Origin of the sequence: Alteromonas sp. CNT1-28 (assembly GCF_022348345.1) — a bacterium.
Classification (GTDB): Bacteria; Pseudomonadota; Gammaproteobacteria; order Enterobacterales; family Alteromonadaceae; genus Alteromonas; species Alteromonas macleodii.
The window spans coordinates 16,534-36,525 of the sequence record NZ_JAKREZ010000034.1; the positions used below are offsets into that span (position 1 = coordinate 16,534).

General features: G+C 45.3%; 21 protein-coding genes. 17 read left to right on the plus strand and 4 right to left on the minus strand.

Translation table 11 applies throughout. The annotated features are described in order from the left end of the window. Positions 1-22 precede the first annotated feature (22 nt). The 7 genes from MHN02_RS17565 to mutM all read left to right on the plus strand — a co-directional run bounded on the left by MHN02_RS17565 (position 23) and on the right by mutM (position 5,842). A complete protein-coding gene (locus tag MHN02_RS17565) occupies positions 23-712 on the plus strand; it encodes a YjbF family lipoprotein (protein ID WP_014947754.1) in 690 nt (229 codons plus the stop codon). Beyond that, positions 712-1,461 (plus strand): capsule biosynthesis GfcC family protein, encoded by a 750-nt coding sequence (locus tag MHN02_RS17570; RefSeq protein WP_039236677.1) that lies wholly within the window; start codon positions 712-714, stop codon positions 1,459-1,461. Before MHN02_RS17565 ends, MHN02_RS17570 begins: the two co-directional genes overlap by 1 nt. Beyond that, positions 1,458-3,560 carry a YjbH domain-containing protein gene (locus tag MHN02_RS17575; RefSeq protein WP_014977887.1) on the plus strand — a complete coding sequence of 701 codons (2,103 nt, stop codon included), beginning with the start codon at positions 1,458-1,460 and terminating at the stop codon, positions 3,558-3,560. The genes MHN02_RS17570 and MHN02_RS17575 overlap by 4 nt, the downstream gene beginning before the upstream one ends. 337 nt (positions 3,561-3,897) lie before the next feature. Then, entirely contained in the window at positions 3,898-4,134 is a 237-nt protein-coding gene (gene rpmB, locus MHN02_RS17580; RefSeq protein ID WP_014947757.1) for a 50S ribosomal protein L28, read from the plus strand. A gap of 11 nt (positions 4,135-4,145) precedes the next feature. Further along, positions 4,146-4,301, plus strand: coding sequence for a 50S ribosomal protein L33 (rpmG, locus tag MHN02_RS17585; RefSeq protein WP_012516577.1), 156 nt, complete (start codon positions 4,146-4,148; stop codon positions 4,299-4,301). Between the two features lie 266 nt (positions 4,302-4,567). Further along, positions 4,568-5,032 carry a hypothetical protein gene (locus MHN02_RS17590; RefSeq protein WP_156077646.1) on the plus strand — a complete coding sequence of 155 codons (465 nt, stop codon included), beginning with the start codon at positions 4,568-4,570 and terminating at the stop codon, positions 5,030-5,032. After that, positions 5,033-5,842 (plus strand): bifunctional DNA-formamidopyrimidine glycosylase/DNA-(apurinic or apyrimidinic site) lyase, encoded by an 810-nt coding sequence (mutM, locus tag MHN02_RS17595; RefSeq protein WP_239247525.1) that lies wholly within the window; start codon positions 5,033-5,035, stop codon positions 5,840-5,842. An 18-nt stretch (positions 5,843-5,860) separates the two neighbouring features. On the opposite strand, the gene coaD is transcribed toward mutM, so the two are convergent. After that, positions 5,861-6,349: a pantetheine-phosphate adenylyltransferase gene (gene coaD, locus MHN02_RS17600; protein WP_239247526.1), complete on the minus strand. Its 489-nt coding sequence runs from the start codon at positions 6,347-6,349 to the stop codon at positions 5,861-5,863. A gap of 98 nt (positions 6,350-6,447) precedes the next feature. Further along, positions 6,448-7,179: a 3-deoxy-D-manno-octulosonic acid kinase gene (locus MHN02_RS17605; RefSeq protein WP_321824967.1), complete on the minus strand. Its 732-nt coding sequence runs from the start codon at positions 7,177-7,179 to the stop codon at positions 6,448-6,450. A 479-nt stretch (positions 7,180-7,658) separates the two neighbouring features. Between MHN02_RS17605 and MHN02_RS17610 the strand changes: the two genes are divergently transcribed. From MHN02_RS17610 to glpG, 7 genes are all read left to right on the plus strand, one after another. Further along, entirely contained in the window at positions 7,659-8,132 is a 474-nt protein-coding gene (locus tag MHN02_RS17610) for a hypothetical protein (protein ID WP_039226966.1), read from the plus strand. Continuing rightward, positions 8,129-9,304, plus strand: a complete 1,176-nt coding sequence (locus MHN02_RS17615; RefSeq protein ID WP_239247528.1) for a hypothetical protein — start codon at positions 8,129-8,131, stop codon at positions 9,302-9,304. The genes MHN02_RS17610 and MHN02_RS17615 overlap by 4 nt, the downstream gene beginning before the upstream one ends. Positions 9,305-9,313: 9 nt before the next feature. Further along, positions 9,314-11,758: an EAL domain-containing protein gene (locus MHN02_RS17620; protein WP_239247529.1), complete on the plus strand. Its 2,445-nt coding sequence runs from the start codon at positions 9,314-9,316 to the stop codon at positions 11,756-11,758. A gap of 163 nt (positions 11,759-11,921) precedes the next feature. Then, the gene (locus MHN02_RS17625) at positions 11,922-13,118 is read left to right on the plus strand and encodes a glycine C-acetyltransferase (protein WP_014977894.1); all 1,197 of its coding nucleotides are present in this window, start codon (positions 11,922-11,924) and stop codon (positions 13,116-13,118) included. Next, on the plus strand, positions 13,115-14,140 hold the full coding sequence (gene tdh, locus MHN02_RS17630; protein WP_049587537.1) for an L-threonine 3-dehydrogenase: 1,026 nt from the start codon (positions 13,115-13,117) through the stop codon (positions 14,138-14,140). The genes MHN02_RS17625 and tdh overlap by 4 nt, the downstream gene beginning before the upstream one ends. Continuing rightward, the gene (glpE, locus tag MHN02_RS17635; RefSeq protein ID WP_014947767.1) at positions 14,140-14,451 is read left to right on the plus strand and encodes a thiosulfate sulfurtransferase GlpE; all 312 of its coding nucleotides are present in this window, start codon (positions 14,140-14,142) and stop codon (positions 14,449-14,451) included. The genes tdh and glpE overlap by 1 nt, the downstream gene beginning before the upstream one ends. Before the next feature lie 140 nt (positions 14,452-14,591). Further along, a complete protein-coding gene (glpG, locus tag MHN02_RS17640; RefSeq protein ID WP_039226959.1) occupies positions 14,592-15,455 on the plus strand; it encodes a rhomboid family intramembrane serine protease GlpG in 864 nt (287 codons plus the stop codon). Positions 15,456-15,510: 55 nt separating this feature from the next. On the opposite strand, the gene MHN02_RS17645 is transcribed toward glpG, so the two are convergent. Beyond that, positions 15,511-15,924, minus strand: a complete 414-nt coding sequence (locus MHN02_RS17645) for a flagellar basal body-associated protein FliL (protein WP_014977897.1) — start codon at positions 15,922-15,924, stop codon at positions 15,511-15,513. Positions 15,925-16,072: 148 nt separating this feature from the next. On the opposite strand from MHN02_RS17645, the gene MHN02_RS17650 reads away from it, so the two are divergent. After that, positions 16,073-16,642 carry a chorismate lyase gene (locus MHN02_RS17650; protein ID WP_041693341.1) on the plus strand — a complete coding sequence of 190 codons (570 nt, stop codon included), beginning with the start codon at positions 16,073-16,075 and terminating at the stop codon, positions 16,640-16,642. Further along, positions 16,639-17,496 (plus strand): 4-hydroxybenzoate octaprenyltransferase, encoded by an 858-nt coding sequence (gene ubiA, locus MHN02_RS17655; protein WP_014975277.1) that lies wholly within the window; start codon positions 16,639-16,641, stop codon positions 17,494-17,496. Before MHN02_RS17650 ends, ubiA begins: the two co-directional genes overlap by 4 nt. A gap of 101 nt (positions 17,497-17,597) precedes the next feature. Here the strand turns inward: ubiA and MHN02_RS17660 are convergent, their stop codons facing one another. Next, entirely contained in the window at positions 17,598-17,849 is a 252-nt protein-coding gene (locus MHN02_RS17660) for an accessory factor UbiK family protein (protein WP_014975278.1), read from the minus strand. Between the two features lie 112 nt (positions 17,850-17,961). On the opposite strand from MHN02_RS17660, the gene rep reads away from it, so the two are divergent. Then, a complete protein-coding gene (rep, locus tag MHN02_RS17665; RefSeq protein ID WP_239247531.1) occupies positions 17,962-19,977 on the plus strand; it encodes a DNA helicase Rep in 2,016 nt (671 codons plus the stop codon). Positions 19,978-19,992 lie beyond the last annotated feature (15 nt).

Here is a 19,992-nt window from a genome sequence, read left to right on the forward strand (position 1 = left end):
TAGTTTTTGTCGGCGCATTTTAATGAAACTACACACTTTATTTGCCCTTTCGGGTGTTGTTTGCCTTTTTCTTTCCGGATGTTCCACCACGTCACTAGCGTATTACAACACGCTGAAGCTCGCGCTAAAAGATAGAACAGTTAGTTATACCGTTGAAGAGATTGCTGCTAGTAAAGCTGATCTTATGCAAATTAAAGCGGGCGGAAGAGATGCAGCCTCGCTTGCCCTTGCGTATATCGATGGTGAAAAGTACCGGTGGGTATCTGGTGATAAAGTCATCTTCACCATGCACCATGGCATTATCGTTAAAACTGAAGGTTTGGATCACGACCTATACTACACGGGAAATCTTCAGCACAACCCGCTTGCCACCAACAATGTTCTGCCATTCAATTGGAAACGCAAAGTTGATATTGCTTCCATAGGTTACGGTGTGCCGGTTGACTCATCTTGGCGAATAGAAGGGGAAGAAACTCGCGAATATTTAGGTTTTTCTGTTCCGGTAATTAAGGTTATCGAAACCGTAGAATTTTCTGAATACACGCCATTTATCGACGTAGGGTTGTCGTGGGAAAACACGTATTTCTTGCACAAATACTCGAAGGAACTTCTGGCCTCAAAGCAGCAGTTCAGCCCTGAAGGAGACGTTTACGATATGGTTTATTTAAGCCGAGTAGTACGTGAGATGAAGACACAAGGAGCAACGCAATAATGAAGTATATCTATACGCTTTTTATTGCCCTAGGCCTTACTGCAGCTACCAAGTTATATGCAAATGATAACCTTGTTAGTGTCATGATAAACAAGCAAACCTATCAGTTCGACAGGCCAATACGACTATCAAGCGTACTGTCCATTGTCGCTGATAATGGTGATTGGTACTGGCCTTCAGCTTCAGCCTTTGATTTAGCTAATCCTAAAGCTGAAGAAGAGAAAGAGATAGCGCTATCTCAAATTAGCGGACTGCTCAATCAATTTGATGCCGATTCTGAAACACATAAAGCCCTTCAAAATCTCTATGATCAAGTAAGCTCATGGACGGTGTCTACACGCATAGACATGCCAATTTCCTACAATCGAGCAAGGTTGTTTTTTGAAGACAACCCTATGTTTCAGCCAGGTAAATACTGGATTCGACTAAATGGAAGACCTGACGTTGTGCATTTCTCTGGCGCTGTAGTAAAGCCTGGTGCGTACAAGCATCAAAGCGATACGTCGGTTTATACGGCTGTTCACACGGTGAAAAAAGCGGTTGATGCCGACAGAAGTCATGTCTACGTAATTGATCCAATGGGAAATATTGAAGAAAAGGGTATTGCTTATTGGAATTTAGATTTTGGGCAGCTTATGCCGGGCAGCCAAGTCTATGTTCCTATCTCATCAGAACTCTTTAGCAATAAACTTAAGCAATTAAATGAGCGCGTAGCCGCTTTAGCAGTACATAGGGTTTTACCTCAATGAGTGCGCCACTACTTTCTAAGAAAAAAACACTCGCGCTTGTAATTGGCAGCGCGCTTTCTTCTACCGCTTTTGCTGATACTCAAGTTCGCGTTACTCCTTCGCAGATGGTGCAGGGCGGAAATGGTCTTATTCAAACACCAACGGCTCGTATGCGAGACGAAGGTGGAATGGCCATTAACTATACCGACAACGGCGAATATCGCTTCTGGTCAGTTAACATTCAGCTTTATGATTGGATGGAAGCAACTGCCCGTTATACTGACGTGCGCACAAGACTTTACAGTCAAGTTGAATCATTCAGTGGTGATCAAACGCTGAAAGATAAAGGCTTAGACGTTAAATTCAGGTTGTGGAAAGAAAGCTACTATCTGCCAGATATCAGTGTCGGCTTCAGAGACTTTGGTGGAACAGGCTTTTTTGAAAGTGAATACGTCAACGCCAGTAAATCTATCGGTCCATTCGACTTTCACCTTGGCTTAGGCTGGGGATACCTTGGTACAGCCGATGACATCAGCAACCCGTTTTGCGAGCTTAAAGACAGCTTCTGTGAACGCCCAGGGGGCTTCTCTGGCCGCGGTGGTAAGGTAGACTACGACCAGTTTTTTAAAGGAACAACCGCATTTTTCGGTGGTGTGGAATACCAAACACCATGGGAGCCGCTAACGCTAAAGCTTGAGTTCGAAGGGAATGACTATTCTCGTGACAGAGCTGGACAGCTAGAGCAAGATTCTCGATGGAATGTTGGTGCAGTGTATCGTTATAAAGACTTCGATTTCACGTTGAACTATCAACGAGGTAATACTGTTGGTTTCGGCGTTACGTATCGCTTTAATATGAATACGGCTTCGCAAATAAAGTTCGATGAACCACCTAAGAACCTGATGGGTAGAAAGGTGCCACAAGACGTGAAAGATGTTGATAAATCCCGTCTTTACAATGACCTTTACCGGTCGGGGGGCTTTGTACTGTCTGATGCTGAAATTAAAGAGGACAGCGCTACGTTTTACGGTACACAGGTTGCCTATCGTGACCAGGATGAAGCTATTGAGCGAATTGGTCGCGTGGCGGCCTCAGAGCTTCCAGATTCCGTAAAAACCTATCATGTAGTAGACAATCGCGCAGGTCTTCCTTTAGTAGACACGCAGGTGGATGCCGAGGCCTTTATTGCTGCAGCGCGTTACGAATCTGTTGACGCAGATATCACTGAAACCTACGTCAGAACATCACCCTCAAAAGAAGTGCTCGATGCCTATGATCCTGCCAATACATCTGGCTTCTACTACAGCGCAGATTTCTTCTTTACCCAATCATTCGGTAACCCAGAAGATTTCTATCTGTATCAAACCGGATTATTGCTAAACGGCGGTTATGCCTTTAACGAAAACTTCGCAATCATGAGCAGCGCCAGGGTTACGCTTCTAGATAACTTCGACAAGTTTAACTACTTGGTAGACAACGAAGAAGTGTCGCTACCTCGCGTGCGTACTCGAGTTCGTGAATATGTGTCAGCAAACGATGTATGGCTAGATACAACATTCTTACATTACAAAGACACCATTGCAGAAGACCTCTATGCTCAAGCGTACGCGGGTTATCTAGAAACCATGTTTGCTGGTGTAGGCGGTGAAATACTGTATCGTCCCGTTGATAGTAATCTAGCTTACGGACTTGATATCGCTTACGTAAAACAGCGCGATCCTTACAGTCAAACAGGTCTGGAAGACTACACAGCGGTCACTGGACACGCTAGTGTCTATTGGCAGCCAGAATTCTTAGACGACACGCAAATTACCGTAAGTGCTGGACAATTCTTAGCCAAAGATAAAGGCGTGAATATCGATTATGCGAAGCGTTTCGATAGCGGTATCATTGTTGGTGCATATGCGGCATTCACTGATGTATCGTCAGAAGAATACGGCGAGGGAAGCTTCACCAAAGGCTTCTACATTTCCATACCTACAGATCTGTTCTTGTTAGAACCTACCAAAGGTCGCGGATTATTCCCATGGGTGCCGATTTCTCGTGATGGCGGTCAAATGCTGCGTCGACCCACTCGTTTGATTGACATGACTGAAATAAGGTCACCATTTTTTGATTAAATAGAAATACGCCGCGTTCGCGTGGCGTTTATTCTCGTGCGGATGTCTTAGATGCTGCAATGCGAATATAAAATTAAAGCGTAGATTGCGTATTTATTCATAGCCTAACCGCTTAGGGAAAAGTACAATACGGGCCGTGAAAAATGAGAGCTGGTAGTTTTTCGAGCAAAAAAAAGCCAAAAAGTAACCTTTTTGTACTTTCTTATTGAAATGATCCTGCCTTTGCTGTATAAAATGCGCCCTCTAATTTATAGTAATACGTCATTTGACCCAACCACTGTTTGAGCGCTTGGGATTAACTGACGCGACAGTTATCGTTGTTCTGGAGACAAATACAATGTCAAGAGTATGCCAAGTAACAGGTAAGCGTCCAACGGTTGGTAATAACCGTTCACACGCAAGAAATGCGACTCGTCGTCGCTTTTTGCCAAACCTTCAAACACACCGTTTTTGGGTTGAGAGCGAAAACCGTTTTGTAAAACTACGTTTGTCTGCAAAAGGCATGCGTATCATCGACAAGAAAGGTATTGATTCAGTACTAACTGACATCCGTACCCGTGGTGAGAAAATCTAAGGAAGCCGACAATGCGTGATAAAATTAAACTAGTTTCTTCAGCAGGTACAGGTTTCTTCTACACTACTGATAAAAACAAGCGTAACATGCCTGGCAAAATGGAGATCAAAAAGTATGATCCCGTTGTGCGTAAGCACGTTATGTTCAAAGAGGCCAAAATCAAGTAATTAGCTTGCTTTTGTCTCCACGAAAACCCAGCCCTTGCTGGGTTTTTTGCTTTTTGAAGAAGATATTTCTACTTCATCACGTCACGATCCCACCAGATCCCATATTCGACTGTCCGCGATCCCTTGAGTTTGTCTTGCGATCACTGCTTTCTCCCACTTACTTTTTTCCAGCAGGTCCTAGGTTTTCTTTGAATTGAATTAGCTTATATATTGGCTAGGTATTACTATATTCCTAATTTCAGGACTCATATTTAACGGAAAGTCAGGTGGCTAGAATTTCTCAGCGAGCAATGAATAACGTGGTCATTATTGCCATGCTTATCATGATTGCATTGTTCAACTTAGACAGTCTTGTACCTAAGAAGGACGTTGTTCAATCTCGCAGCCTGCTACCTGAAGACGCTTATGTGTTAAAAATAGAGCACGATGGCCATAGCTTAGAGCGAGTTGGACAGCAGTGGCGCCAGTCAGGTCAAAATACAGTCCTCGCCATCAAGCCGGATGTTCAGTTTTCCCATTGGCAACGGGCAAGGCTTGAGCCGGCCACTGACGTACCCGAAGCGATTACCGACGTACAGCCTTACATCGTCGTAGTATGGCTCGCAGGCAATAATAACGGCAATGTTTACGCCATCTATCCGAATACATCGCCTGTTGTGATCAAATTTGAAAATAATTGGTACACATTAACCAACACTGAACTTGATAATCTTTTACCTTGGATACTGTAAATGCCTGAACTACCAGAAGTTGAAGTAAGCCGTTTGGGCGTTTCTCCACACCTTATTGGCAATACCATTACGCAGGTGGTGGTGCGTGAGCGAAGAATGCGCTGGCCCATTCCACAAGAGGTAGCGAACGTTGAAGGGCAGAGCGTTATTGCTGTAAAACGCCGCGCTAAATATCTACTTATTGAAACAGCCAAAGGCACGTTAATTTTACATTTAGGTATGTCGGGTAAATTACGCGTTATCGATGCATCGACACCAATTATTAAGCATGACCACGTAGACATTGTTTTAAACACCGGTAAGTGCTTACGTTTTAACGACCCAAGGCGCTTTGGTGCTGTGTTATTTCAGGCCCCTGATATGCAAATAGCCATGCTTGATAACTTGGGCCCAGAGCCGCTTACAGACGACTTTGACGATAAGCGCTTATTTAAACTATCGCGCAATAGAAAAGGCCCCGTTAAAAACTTCATTATGGATAACGCCATTGTGGTAGGTGTAGGAAACATCTACGCGAACGAAGCACTGTTTTTAGCCGGTATAGACCCGCGAAGAGCCGCAGGAAACATTAGCGCTGCTCGCTATCAGTCGCTAACTGCAACCATTAAGCAAGTATTGGCCAAAGCCATTGAACAAGGCGGCACAACATTAAAAGACTTTGCGCAAACCGACGGTAAGCCTGGGTATTTTGCACAGCAATTGAATGTGTATGGGAGAAAAGGCGAGCCTTGTGAAGTGTGTGGCAAAGCCATTGAAAGTAAAGTTATTGGGCAGCGAAATACCTTTTTCTGTACTCACTGCCAACGCTAATACACTTACTATTGGTGCTTAATCTTTCTTACTTAGCCTGTCTTTTAAAGCTTTCTCAACAACTGGGTGGCAAAAGCCACTCACTTCACCGCGGTGAAGAGCGACTTCTTTTACTAGGGTGGACGAGATAAATGAATTCTCCTCAGCAGGAGTAAGAAAGACACTTTCTAGCTTTGGGTTTAAACGGCGATTCATATTTGCGAGTTGAAACTCGTATTCGAAATCAGAAACTGCGCGTAAACCACGAATGAGAATTGTGGCATTTTGTTCGTCAGCAAAATCAGCCAATAAACCAGTAAACCCCACTACTTCAACATTTGGTAAGTCAGCAGTGACTTTTTTTATCATTTCTACGCGCTCTTCTAACGTAAACAGTGGCTTTTTACTTGGGTTAGAAGCAATCGCTACAATCACATGAGAAAATAACTGAGATGCGCGTTCAATAAGGTCGGCATGACCGTTAGTGATCGGGTCGAAAGTACCAGGGTAAAGTGCTCTAGTGTGCATAAAGTCGAATCTTTTCGTTGTAGAGGGTTTATGTGTTCAACGTGGCTAATGTAACACATTATTAGCTTATACCAATCCGCTTACCACATGTGCTTTTATTACTTCACTGCCTCGCGGTAACCATTCATACACGCTGACCAGTCGCTCTCTTGCCAGTGAAAGACAGGGTTCTTCGCTTTCTCTTTATGTAAAGACCGCAGCAGACGGTCTAAATTACCTTGTTTCCAGCTGTTACCTTGACGCTGCTCGCAGCGATCGAAATCAATAAGCCATATTTGCTTATCGCTATCAATCATGATGTTTCGAACGTTGGCATCATGATGGTACACCTGACAATTGTGCATAGCTGCCAGCGCTCGGCCAACCTCATACCACTCATCTTTATCCAGTGGTTTATCGCACAGTGCGTGGTGTAAATCTTTGCTATTTGGAATACTTAAAGTAATTAAATCGCCGCGGTAAATCAGGCCTCGGCGGTGTACACGCGCCGCAACAGGAACAGGCACAAGAAGACCTTGTGCTCGCATATATTCGAGCAGCCTGAACTCTTCAAACGGGCGAGAACGCTCAACACCAATAAACAGATATTGGTCGCTCAGTACTTTGCCCACCAAGCCACCACGTTTGAAATGGCGTAAAACCCAGCGCTGACCCTCATGCTCAATGAAAATGGTTGTACCACGTCCCTTGGCTTGACCTGTTATTTTGTCTTGAAGCTGCCAAAAGTCGGGGTTAAACATCTCCGCGTTGGGATGACTGACTAAAGTGTCGTCGAAAATAAAGTGGTGCCCAGCACCTATGTCTCGTCGTATTGTCGCCATGTCGCCCACAACTTATGGTAAATTCTTTATTGTAATGATTTATTTTGGTTTTTCAGCAACGACCGCGTTTCAGAGGTAAAAAAGTCTGTTTACGCGCTCATAGTTTTTACGTACTAAGATTATTTGTTGAAATAATGAATCTAATTCAACGTCTTAAGTATAAAAACCTAAGTCGTTATGCTCATACGCGAGTATCGTTGACCATATTCATCATTTTAGAATGAGCATGTTAAATTGCGGCGGCCCGGAGAGTTCTATCTGAAAAATAAGCATTTATTTGGCGCGAATAGGTAATACTCGAGCAAATAGGCTTCACCTAGCGCATGTCAAAAGATACGAACAATAGGAAAAAATACTGTTGATAGACCAGGGCACCATCACAAGCTAATTGTCGCTTAATTTACTTAATTGTAAGGTAAAACTATCAACTATTATCTACACTTAGCGTTGCGAAGTGTTCCTTTGAAATAACAGGGAGTCGTTACTGAATGAAAAAGCCCGCTTTGCGATGGCTATCCACTGTTCTTGCTTATACTCAATTTAGACTGGTGCTATTACTGAATATTGCACTGTTTTCAGGCGTGCCTGCGGCACACGCAGCAGAACTAAACGTCATGGTTAATGAGAGTGTCATGGTTTCAGAGCTAAACCGCTCTGAGCTTCGTCAGATATTTACCGGCCATCGTCAATATTGGAGCGATGGTACTAAAATCACGGTATTTGTATTGCAGGATAACGATGAGCTCCACAAGCAGTTTTGTCGTGAAGTACTTCAGATGTTCCCTTATCAATTATCTCGCTTATGGGATCAAATCACCTATTCTGGGCAGGGCGTTACACCCGTTAGGGTCACGTCTTACCAAGCGTTGATAGAGGCGTTAGAAAGTACCACAGGCGCTATCGGCTATGTTGAACATACCGAAATTGTGAAATTAAGACGCGTAGAGGTAGGAACAGAATGAATAAATACATCGCTCTCGCGTTTGGCATGATAAGCATGCCTGTCCTTGCTTCACAGGGAGATTTTTCGTGGCACGGTTATGTCTCTCAAGGTGTAACTCAGTCACATGGAAGTAACTTTATAACTGACGACAACGCAATAACAGGTGAGCTCACCGAAGTTGGGCTAAATGGTTACTATCGAATAGCGGAAAACATCTCTGTTGCCGGGCAAATTAATTATTTAGACGGCGGGAATCGTTTTGAGCAGGGCGCTCGTTTAGATTATTTGTTTATTGACTGGAAATTGCCTGACTTGCCCGGTAAATGGCAAGGACAAGTCCACATTGGTCGCTTCAAAAATCGCCACTGGCTGTATTCAGTGACCAGAGATGTGCCACAAACACGTTACACGTCTGTTCTTCCCCAGTCTGTGTACTTTGACGGGTTTCGCGACGTTGCTTTGGGAAGCAACGGTATCCAAACCAGTTTCTCACACTATGGTGCTCAGAATATCTGGGAATTAAACTGGAGTTACGGTCGCTCTAATATTAACGACTCCCAGAGAGATTTTTTACTCGGCGACGAAGCAAAAGGCGACATCAAGCAAGACTTTGTTCATCAAGTCAGCGTGTTCTGGCAACCGGCTACCATGACATGGAAACTAGGTGCCAGCTGGTTGAGTTCTGATTTCAGGTACACACCTTCTCAGAATGACAACCGTTTTGCAGGTAATGCAGACATAGAGCGTATTATGTTGTCTGCGCAATACTTTGCAGAAAACTGGGAAGTGTCGGCTGAGCTAATTCGAGAAGTCCAGGATAGCAAAGGGCTATTCTTCCCTGGTTTTGCTTTTAAACGCACAGGCGAAGGCGGTTTTGTTCAGTTTAGGTATTTGTTTAATAACAATGTAAGTGGTCTTATTGGCTACGACACATATATTAACGACAGGTCAGATCGAGACGGAAGGCAATTAGAGGCTATGACAGGCGGCGTGATCCCCGCCTACTTTGGCTACCAAGATACATATACCCTAGGCTTGCGTTGGGACATTGCACCGAAGTGGCGACTTCAAGGTGAGTATCATTGGGTTGAAGGTGCGACAAGGGTAGTGAGCTTACTGAACTTAGATGTGGCGTCTCATGCCGATAAGCACTGGGAAATGTGGTCAGTGCAATTGATGTATTGGTTTTAAGGGCATTAGATGAAGGTTCAGGTATCTTTCACCACTAAAACCATCACAATTTTGTTGGCTATGGTATTAACGGTAACTGTGGTTATATCAACGGTTCTTATTCAGGAGTCTGACGCTCGAATTCTGCTCCAGCAACGGGAAAACCAAGTCAGTAATCAACGAAGGGTTCAGCTTTTTGAAGACATTCTGCACGGCAGAATGATCACGCTTATTGATATCATCAGCCATAAGAGTGGAGGCAACGCAGATAGCCTTGAATCGCTACAACAAACGCTTAGCGGTCTTAGTGAATACCTGACCCTTAACTTTCAAGTTGAATCGCTGTATTTGTTTGACGAACACGGTGTTGTTGGCAACCCGCTACAGCCAGTAAATAAAACCATTGAAAAGCTAGTGAATACCACTCGGGCGTCGTTTGAAAGCCGCTCACTATTGTCCTGTGACTCGGTATGCACGCACTACATTTCAATTCCAATTATGGCAAACGGTGAAACCTTGCCTGTCATCGTTGTGTCCACGTCGATGAGAGAACTGCTATACCTGTTTAGTCGCGCTACCGATGTGCACAAAGTTGCTGTCGTCCAGCACAAAGAAACCTCATCTGAGTTGTCAGAATTAAGGGTGGCAAGCCAAGTGTCTGCGGCTAATCGACAGTACTTTCAATCTCTATTTGATGCGTTACCCGATAATTGGCGAATTGACGATTTAGTTATTAGAGGCATGAACGTTGCGTTGGACAATCAGCAGTTGCTGGTTAGTTTATTGCCTTTTAATCACGCATCAGGTGATCATCCTTACTTGCTTATTGTACAAGACGTGTCGGCCATGGTGCGTCAAAACGAACAATATCAGTACATCGTTATTTCTAGCGCTGTTGCGCTATTTTTTATCTTCTCTTCGCTGCTCTACCTTTTCCTAAATCAATACAGAATACGCTTGTTAGATGTAAGCGAACGTTTGCCTATGCTGGCCGAACACAAGTTTAGCGAGTTTTACACCATTGCAGCTAAACGAAGGAAGTCGCCTATTTTCAAATTCACAGATGAATTGGACGTAGTTGAAGACGCGGCAAATAATCTGGCGCGCCAGCTAGAAAGCTTTGACGGACAAATGGCTATTAACACAGCGAAGCTTGAAAAAATGGCGATGTTCGATGTGTTAACCGGACTTCCCAACCGTAATATGCTGACGTTTCAAATAGAAAAGCAGCTAGCTGGTTCAATTCGCGACGATAGGTTAGTGGCACTGATGTTCATGGACCTTGATGACTTTAAAAAGGTTAACGACAGTCACGGTCATGACGTCGGCGATAAACTCTTAAAAGCTGCTGCTATGCGTATTTCTAAGCCGATTAGAGAGTCGGATATTGCATCTCGATTTGGCGGTGATGAGTTTGTTATTTTACTTTCAAATATAGAAAGCAAAAAGCACGTAGATACGGTAGCCAAAAAGCTGATAGAAGAGTTTAAAGAGCCAATCATTGTAGATGGCGTAACCTTTTACGTTTCTATCAGTATCGGTATTGCTATCACCAACCATTCTCGCGCCACGCCAGTAGAACTGCTAAGGCATGCGGATATTGCGATGTACGAAGCTAAAGCCAAAAAAGGGGCGGAGTATCGCGTGTATGACGCCACCATGAACCTTAAAGTAATGCAGAAGGTTGAGCTGGAGTCAGAGGCGCGTGAAGCCCTTAGAGACAACCAGTTTAGCTTAGCGCTTCAGCCCCAACTTGAGATGCACACGGGAAGGCTGGTGGGCTTTGAAGCGCTATTGCGTTGGCAACACCCTAAAAAGGGTAATATTTCCCCGGCCGATTTTATACCGCTTCTTGAAAACACGTCATTCATGCTTGAGCTTGATTACTGGGTAATTACGCGCTCAACTTATTTAATCAGAGAGCTTAAAAATAGCGGCTACTCCGACGTGAAGATGGCGATTAATTTGTCAGCGGGTCAGTTCTTAGACCCGAGTTTGCCTGAATTCTTGCAGCAGCAAATTATCAAAAATGACATAGCGCCCGACCAAGTTTGCTTAGAGTTAACCGAAACGGTATTGGTATCAGATATCAAGCGTGCAACCACCATCATGCAAAATATTCGCGACATGGGGTGCATGCTGGCTATCGACGATTTCGGCACGGGCTATTCGTCGTTGAGTTATCTTAAATCGTTACCCGCCGACTACATCAAAATTGACCGCTCGTTTGTGGCAAATATCGCCAGCAGTGCTGATGATAGAAATATTGTTCACTCTACGATTTCTATGGTGCGCAACATGGGAATGCAAGTGGTGGCAGAAGGAATTGAAACCAGTGAACAGTACGAGTTGCTGTGTCATTTCGACTGCAACCTAGGTCAAGGCTACCTTATCAGCAGACCTATTCCTGAGGTTAACATTTGGGACGTGTTAAGCGACAAAGTAGAGTTTGGTTTTTGGAAAGAATCCGCCTAGGGCGACTTTACCGTTTCAAAAGGTGCACGCTTCATCAATGTAGTGTGCTGAATAATTTACAAACTTAGTCGACAAACCCATTAAATACAGCGCAAGGGTGTGTACCCTTTACCGCGCTTTCATTAAACTAACGGTTTTAATATACCTACACTCGGAGAATGGCATGTCTGCGGCATTTATTTCTCATTTGCAATCGCAAATTGAAGCCACGAAAGAAGATGGTTTGTACAAAAAAGAGCGTGTTATCACGTCGCAACAACAAGCGGATATTGGTGTTGCTAACGGCGAGCACGTTATTAACTTTTGTGCCAACAACTACCTTGGTCTTGCAAACAATGAAAGCTTGATTGAAGCAGCAAAGAAAGGCCTGGATAGCCATGGTTTTGGTGTAGCATCTGTACGATTCATTTGCGGTACACAAGACATTCACAAGCAACTGGAAGCCTCTATCAGCGACTTCCTCGGTACAGAAGACACCATTTTGTACCCATCGTGCTTCGACGCGAACGGCGGTTTATTTGAAACGCTATTAGGCCCTGAAGATGCCATTATTTCTGATGCGTTAAACCACGCCAGTATCATTGACGGTGTGCGCCTGTGTAAAGCTAAGCGTTATCGCTACGCCAATAACGATATGGCAGCATTAGAAGAACAGTTGAAGCAAGCTGATGCCGATGGCGCACGTTTCAAAATTATTGCCACTGACGGTGTGTTTTCAATGGACGGCGTGATTGCCGACTTAGCCTCTATTTGCGACCTGGCTGATAAGTATGACGCCATGGTAATGGTAGACGATTGTCACGCAACGGGCTTCCTTGGCGAAAACGGCAAAGGCAGCCATGAGTATTGTGGCGTTATGGGTCGTGTAGACATCATCACCGGTACTCTAGGTAAAGCACTAGGCGGCGCGTCTGGCGGTTACACCTCGGGCAAAAAAGAAGTCGTAGAGTGGTTACGTCAACGCTCGCGTCCTTATCTTTTCTCAAACTCGGTTGCGCCACCTATCGTTTCAGCATCGCTTAAAGTGTTTGAAATGATGAAAGAAGGTGACGAGCTTCGCGCTAATCTATGGCGCAACGCCAATCATTTCCGTACGCGTATGGAAGAGGCGGGCTTCACATTAGCTGGTAAAGATCACGCTATTATTCCTGTTATGCTAGGCGATGCCCGTTTAGCTAGCGAAATGGCAGACAAGATGCTTGAGAAAGGCATTTATGTTATCGGTTTCTCTTACCCTGTTGTGCCGAAAGGTCAGGCCCGTATCCGTACGCAAATGTCAGCAGGTCATAGCCTTGAACATGTTGATAAAGCGGTAGATGCATTTATTGAAGTCGGCCGTGAATTGGGAGTAATTTCATGAAGTCGCTAGTTAAAGCGAAAGCAGAAAAAGGCATTTGGCTACAAGACACGCCAGAGCCTGAAGTAGGGCACAATGACCTACTGATTAAAATTCGCAAAACCGCTATTTGCGGCACCGACATGCACATTTACAACTGGGACGATTGGTCACAGAAAACCATTCCGGTACCTATGGTTGTAGGCCACGAGTATGTGGGTGAAGTCGTTGGTATGGGCCAAGAAGTGAAAGGGTTTAAGGTTGGCGACCGTGTTTCGGGCGAAGGCCATATTACCTGTGGCCATTGCCGTAACTGTCGTGCAGGTCGCGTACATTTGTGTCGCAACACTGAAGGCGTGGGCGTTAACCGCCCGGGCGCTTTTGCTGAATACTTGGTCATTCCTGCATTTAACGCGTTTAAAATTCCAGACAACATTAGCGACGACCTAGCGTCTATCTTTGACCCGTTTGGCAACGCTGTTCACACTGCACTAAGTTTCGACTTGGTGGGTGAAGACGTACTGATAACAGGTGCCGGCCCAATAGGTATTATGGCTGCTGCAGTTGCAAAGCATGTAGGTGCTCGTCATGTCGTGGTTACCGACATTAATCCTTACCGTCTTGAGCTTGCTAAAAAAATGGGTGCAACCCGCGCCGTTGACGTAAGCAAGGAAGACTTGAAAGACGTAATGAACGAACTTGGTATGACAGAAGGCTTCGATGTGGGTCTGGAAATGTCTGGTGTGCCGGTGGCTTTCAGAGACATGCTGAATAAAATGAACCATGGCGGCAAAATTGCCATGCTGGGAATACCTCCACAAGATGTTGCCATCGATTGGAACCAGGTTATTTTCAAAGGCTTGGTGATAAAAGGTATCTACGGCCGTGAAATGTTCGAAACATGGTACAAAATGGCGAGCTTGCTGCAGAGCGGCTTAGATCTATCGCCTATCATCACACACACCTTTTCTATTGATGACTTTCAGAAAGGGTTTGATACCATGGGGTCTGGACACTCAGGTAAAGTTATTCTGGACTGGCAATAATGACAACATTCTCACACATTAGCGTAAACGACGTTGCAAACTTTCAAGGTGACGTAACCATTGTGGATATTCGCGATCCTCAATCGTTTGCTAATGGACACATGCCTAACGCAGCGCAGCTGAACAACGACAACTTTGCAGCGTTTATCGACCAAACGCCCAAAGATATCCCAGTGGTTGTAGTGTGCTACCACGGCGTAAGCAGCCAGCAGGCGGCCCAAGTGATTGCACAGCAAGGCTTTGAAACCGTTTATAGTATGGACGGTGGCTTCGAAGCATGGCGACTGGCAAATCCGGTAGTCACGGCATAGCGATTTGATAAAGGTGCACAATGTGCACCTTTATTTTTTGCAGCTACTGCAGTATTTCAGTATAAAGAGGTTATATACCGCGCCCTTGGTATATGTCATATCGCATTCATATTCTTCTGCTTCGGGGTAACAACTAGCTTATGGCTCATCCTTTAATTGCGTTCAATCAGCAAAGTCCTGCACATCTTCTCGCCAATTATTTAACCAGTCAGCACATTCAGGCCGCTGTAATACAGCACGATAAAGAGTTCGTGGTGGTATTAGATAATCACGACCATCTCGACCGTGCAAAAATTATTGCGGATGGCTTTTTGGCAAACCCTACCGATCCGAAGTACCAGCAAGCCGCATGGGATAATGGCAAGAACGTACGGCTGGCGCCTTCGGGTAATGGCTTTTCCGTGGGTAATATCATTGCCGATGCCGTGAAAGCGCCTTTTACCTCGGTGGTATTTATTCTGTGTGTTGCGGTTTATTTACTGTCATTGTTTGGACTGTTTGCCCCTATCGCACAGCATTTATTGATGCAGCCATTTTCCATTTTGTCGCAAAATCACGAATGGTGGCGATTACTAGGCCCTGCGTTCATTCATTTTTCGGCGCTGCACATTATATTTAACCTACTGTGGTGGGGCATGCTGGGAGCTAAAATTGAACGCACCCTTGGCATGAGCATGCTGCTTATTGTGTTCTTAGTGTCGGCCACTATTTCGAACGCCGCACAAGCGCTATTTAGTGATCCTGTGCAAGGCAACCTGTTCTTGTTTGGCGGCTTGTCTGGTGTGGTGTATGCCGTAATGGGCTTTGTGTGGTGGCTAGGCTGGTTGCGACCAAGTTGGGGCTTGTCGCTGCCAAATTCAATTGTGGGCTTTATGTTGGTGTGGTTGGTACTAGGTTATGCCGATATTTTGTGGGTAAACATGGCGAATGCTGCACATACAGCGGGGCTTATTTCTGGATGTTTGCTCGCCGGGGCCTTAAGTCTTGGGTCGGGTAAACGCTAGTGGCGTTTTATGTAGCTAAAAGGCGTACGTTAGCCTTTTAGCCCGTTATCTACTTTTAACCGCCTTGGTATAAGTATTTGGTGAAGATAACGTTCTTCACCACTTCGCCGCCTGTCTCTTGCTTCATGTGCTCTTGCAACGCTTTAAGAATAGCGCGGCGAATATCTTCACGACCAGTTAGTGATTTAACTTTCTCTGCCGGTTGCTGGCCGAATATTTCAATGGCAGTAGAGCGCAGTAACGGCATGTGGTGTTCAGCAATTTCAAGCTGGTTAACATCGTGGATCATCAATTCAACCGACACGCGTACATAGCCTAGCTTTTGTGCGCTATCGCTAATGTAGTTGGTAACAATCTCTGGCTCTAAGCCCAAATAAGCATAGTTGGCCTTGTCTTGCGCCACTGCTGCGTTACAACCAAGAACGAAAAAACTAACCGCAAATACGCGTAAAACTAAAGACTTAAGCATAGTGAAGTCCGAAACACCAAAGTAATAAATTCACTTGGTAGTGTAGCAAAACTCTGATTAAACACACTACTGCAAAAGTTTAACCGAGTGAAAATAATTGAACATGACGTGTTATCATACTAACAGATTCATTATTCGGGCTTTTCGTGTGAGTTTTAATGCCACTTTTCCAGTGGGTTTGGCGGTTGACTGGCAAGCACCTTCTGGCATCACAATTCCTAATGCACAGCTAAAAAACTGGCTGTTAGACACTGGGTCGTTAACCGAGCGAGTGCAGTCTTTAAGCAACCACTTTTCTCTAGAGCTTATTGGCCAGCACGAGCAGATTCCTCACGACAATGAACTGTCGTTGTTACTCGACAACGGTGAAACCCATTATCAAGCGAGAGAAATTCTCCTATGTGGCGATCATAAGCCGTGGGTGTTTGCACGTTCTATCATCCCTCAAGCCTTTGTTGATAGCGAGCTTTCAGATCTTGGCCGGGAGCCTTTGGGAAAACGCCTGTTTAATGATAAGCGCTTTACACGCTCAGCGTTTCAACTGTGTACAGTGCCAGCTTCGCAGTTTGGTATTAACAGTAATCAAACCTTGTGGGGCAGGCGCTCGTTGTTTACGTTAGGCAACTACAGCATGATAGTAGCAGAGGTATTTCTTCCGTCCTCACCGGCGTATAGCCGCTCTGCTAAAAACGAAAAGGAAAGCGAAAAACAATTATGAAGCACAATTGGAACGCCTATGCGCGACTTATGCGCCTTGATAAACCAGTCGGTATTTACTTGCTGCTGTGGCCTACGTTGTGGGCGCTTCTTATGGCTGCACAAGGTTTACCGCCTTTAGGCATTACGCTCATTTTTGTGGCTGGCGTAGTTGTCATGCGTTCAGCCGGATGTGTGATTAACGATTATGCAGACAGAAAAGTAGACGGTAGCGTAAAGCGCACTGCCCAGCGTCCGCTTGCAACCGGAGAAGTGTCGGCTAAACAAGCGCTACAACTTTTTGGTGCGCTTATCGCTTTAGCATTTGTCTTAGTGTTATTCCTTAACTGGCAAACCATTGCGTTGTCGGTGGTAGCCTTACTCCTGGCAGCAAGCTACCCCTTTATGAAGCGTTACACCAATTTACCGCAGGTGGTATTGGGTGCCGCGTTCGGTTGGGCCATTCCTATGGCATTTATGGCTGTGATAGAAACAGTACCAGCGTACGGCTGGTGGTTGTTTATTGCTAACTTACTATGGACGGTAGCTTACGACACCATGTATGCCATGGTAGACCGCGATGACGACTTACAAATAGGCATCAAGTCTACGGCCATATTGTTCGGCAAAAACGACGTGCTCATAGTCATGCTGCTACAGGCCGCTGCCCTTGCCATTCTGTGGTGTATAGGCTGTGCTATTAACGCAACCTGGCCTTACTACTTAGCCGTGCTGTTTTCGGCTCTGCTATGCGTGCGCCAGTATCAGCTTATTAAACGCCGTCAGCGTGAAGGCTGCTTCACCGCGTTTATTGAAAATCACTATATTGGTTTAGCCATCACGCTAGGAACGGCACTGCATTTTTATTTGGTGTAACTGAAAAAGTAACTAGCCCAATACAAACCATTGTTAACGGTATTCAGCCACAAAAAAAGCGCCATAAAGGCGCTTTTTGAGTTTCTATAAGCTTTGAACGCCTACTTTTCCGCTAACTTCGCTTCAAGTTCAGCAATGCGGCTTTCCATAGCGTCTAGCTTTTCACGAGTGCGAATAAGCACTTGGCTTTGAATATCGAACTCTTCGCGAGTCACTAAATCAAGCTTAGACAGCTGCGACTGCAATACCGCCTTTACTCGACCTTCGGCTTCTTCAGCCATGTTTTTAACGCCAGGTGGAACGGCATCAGCAATTTGTTTCGCTAAATCTTCGAGTTTCTTCGGATCCAACATGGAATTCCCTTATAATGCGCAGCTCAAATTATGAAAGCTATTCTATCGGTATCGACACGACATGCAATGAAAACTGTGTCGCGCCAAAAATGTACGTTGTTCTAGGTATTAAATGAAACTAAATGAAGCTCAAGAGTCTGCCGTAACCTTTGTGTCTGGCCCATGTTTGGTGCTGGCTGGGGCGGGTAGTGGTAAAACGCGCGTAATTACCAATAAGATTGCTCATTTAGTTAGAAACTGCGATATGCCAGCTCGCTACATTGCAGCGGTAACCTTTACCAACAAAGCAGCACGTGAAATGAAAGAACGTGTAGCGCAGACCTTGGGCAAGCCAGAGGCGCGCGGGCTAAAAGTGTCGACCTTCCACACCATGGGCTTAACCATTATTAAAGCGCATGTGAAAGATCTTGGCTTAAAGCCAGGTTTCTCGTTATTCGACGATAAAGACTCGTTCGCGTTGCTTAACGATCTGACGTCCGACACCCTCGATGGCGATAAAGATCAGCTTCAGCTTTTACAAAGCTGTATCTCGAACTGGAAAAACGACCTTATCTTGCCCGATGCTTTATTAAAATCAGCTACCAGCACGGGCGAACGAGAGTTTGCAGAAGCCTACAAGCGTTACCAAGACAACCTTAAGGCATATAACGCGCTAGACTTCGACGACCTAATTTTATTACCTACATTGCTTTTAAAAAGTAGCGAAGCAATAAGAGCCAAATGGCAGAGCAAAATTCGCTACTTGCTGGTGGATGAGTACCAAGATACCAATACCAGTCAGTACGAGTTGGTAAAGCTATTAGTAGGTGAGCGTGCGCGCTTTACCGTGGTGGGCGACGATGACCAGTCTATCTATTCATGGCGTGGCGCTAAGCCACAGAATTTGCACCTATTACAGCAAGACTTTCCGCGCTTAAACGTCATTAAGCTACAGCAAAATTACCGCTCGTCAGGTCGTATTCTGCATTGCGCGAATATTCTTATTCAGAACAATCCGCATTTGTTCGATAAAACCCTGTTCTCAGAGCTGCAGTACGGCGAGCCGCTAAAAGTAATAGAGGCGAAGAACGAAGAGCATGAAGGTGAGCGCGTGGTGGCAGAACTGCTGGCGCACAAGTTCATGAACCGCACCCAGTTTAAAGACTACGCCATTTTGTATCGCGGGAATCACCAAAGTCGTATTTTTGAAAAGCTGTTAATGAGTAACCGCATTCCGTACAAAATCAGCGGCGGTATGTCGTTCTTTGGTCGTGCTGAAGTGAAAGACATCATGGCGTATTTAAGGTTGTTGGTGAACCAAAACGACGATAACGCTTTGCTTCGCATTATTAACACGCCAGGGCGCGGTATAGGCCGCGCTACGCTGGAAAAACTGGGTAACTTTGCAAATAGCTTGGGCGTGTCTATGTTCGAAGCGGCGACGCACCCTAACTTAAATAGCGTGCTGCCCGACAAAGCCTTTCATTCGGTTTCTACCTTTGCCCGTTGGGTAGTAGAGCTATCGGACAATGCGGAACGTGGCAACACCGCTGACGCGGTTCGTACCATGATCCGCACGATGGGCTACGAAGAATGGCTATATGAAACCAGCGCCAGCCCCAAAGCCGCTGAAATGGCCATGGCCAACGTAAGTACCTTATTCGGTTGGGTTAACGATATGCTGGAAGGCAATGACCTAGACCAACCCATGACCTTAACCGAAGTAGTGAACCGTCTGATATTGCGCGACATGATGGAGCGCGGCGAAGACGACGGGGAAGGGGACCAAGTTCAATTAATGACGCTACACGCTTCAAAAGGTTTGGAATTCCCTATTGTATTCTTGGTGGGCATGGAAGAAGGCTTATTGCCGCACCAAAGCAGCATTGACGAAGACAACGTGGAAGAAGAGCGCAGACTTGCTTATGTGGGAATTACTCGCGCCCAGCGCGAGCTTATATTCAGCCTTGCTAAAGAGCGCCGACAATTTGGTGAAGTGATTAACCCAGAGCCAAGCCGCTTTCTGTTCGAACTGCCGCCTGACGATGTACAGTGGGAAAATCAGAAACGGAAGGCGACAAAAGAAGAGCGCCAGCAAAAGGCACAGGTGGGAATTGCTAACCTACGAGATATTCTAGGGAAAAAGTAGCCTGCTAATTGAGAC